We start from the raw sequence: 1,178 nt of genomic DNA on the forward strand, positions 1-1,178 counted from the left end.
CAACACACCCATCGGCGCGTCACCCTCCACGCGGGTGAGCAGGTCGTTGTCTTCCTTGTTCAGCATGAGTTCTCTCCAAATCGAGTCCGTGGGAGGTGGGTATCAGACACAGGTGAAGTGGACGCCGGCGACGTCGAACTGCTCCTTCACGATGATTTCGCTCGGAAGCGTCAGTTCGACGGCGCAGATTCCCTCGCGCAGCTTGTCCTTCGTCGTGGTGAAGCGCACGACCTGGCCGGTCTCGGGCAGGTGGACGTGTGCCTCGTCGTCCGAGACCGTTTCGACCGTGGCGTCGAGGGCCAATGCCCATTTCTCGGCGGCGCGGTGTGCGTCGAGCATCCGCACCTCGATGGAGACGATCCCACCTTCGGGATGCTCGGGAACCCTTCCGGACCAGGCCGGGCCTCCCCACCTCCACGATTCGTACGGCGTCGCCCAGTCGATCGACACCATCGCTCCCGGCACGTCCTTCGGGTGCAGCATGTTCGCGCCCTGGTCGAACAACTTGAGTTCCGCGATGATCCGCACCCCCAGCTCGTCCAATCTGGCTCGGGCACGGTCGTTGTCCGGAACCTGGAACACCGCCATGTATCCGGCCTCGCCGCCGCGTTCCTCGGCGTATCTCCGGACGGGACCGTCGTCGTAGGGGGAGCAGATCTCCAGGAACGTATTGCCCAGGCTGAAAACAGCATTGTGCGTAGAGAACTGATTCGCCAGGTCGTCGTTGAAGGGCTCCGGCAACCGCAGTGCTTGCTGCACCGTGTCGACTGAGCCCGCCAGGTCGGCGGTCACCACCGCGACATGCCTGAGACGAATGTGAGTCATAGGAAACCTACCGATCTTGATCGTTGTAGTGGCGCAGGAAGTCCGGGCCGGGACTGTGACCCGGTCTCGCCCGCTCCGCGGTGCCAGATTTTCGACGTTCTCTACCCAGTTCGCGTGGTCGCAGGTGCTTCGCCACGCGAGCCGACGGTCTCCTGCCAGCGCACACCGGGTTCGATCAGTTCTTCACCCGGGCGAATCTCGCCGTACAGGAAATCGCGCCCCAGAGCGAGGGGCGTTTCGCCGCGCGTGTTGCGGCGTGCGGCATCGAGCATCAGGCGGCGCATCCGAATGACGGCGAGGTCGGACGTACCCAGGTGCTCACGGGTGCGATCCTCGATCGGCCCCATGCTCTC

The 1,178-nt window shown here is 64.1% G+C and carries 2 protein-coding genes; both read right to left on the reverse strand.

Going from position 1 to position 1,178, the window contains the following annotated elements:
- Positions 1 to 102 precede the first annotated feature (102 nt).
- Entirely contained in the window at positions 103 to 825 is a 723-nt protein-coding gene (locus MLGJGCBP_RS49370; protein WP_160097955.1) for a VOC family protein, read from the reverse strand.
- A gap of 101 nt (positions 826 to 926) precedes the next feature.
- Positions 927 to 1,178 (reverse strand): hypothetical protein (locus MLGJGCBP_RS49375; protein WP_236581245.1); only part of this gene is annotated, 252 nt, incomplete at its 5' end.

Source organism: Rhodococcus sp. T7 (assembly GCF_009872365.1).
Lineage (GTDB): Bacteria > Actinomycetota > Actinomycetes > Mycobacteriales > Mycobacteriaceae > Rhodococcus_F.

What these genes read in the sequence shown, in the direction of transcription:
- MLGJGCBP_RS49370 (WP_160097955.1), bottom strand. Translation starts at nt 825, where the DNA reads ATGACTCACATTCGTCTCAGGCATGTCGCGGTGGTGACCGCCGACCTG.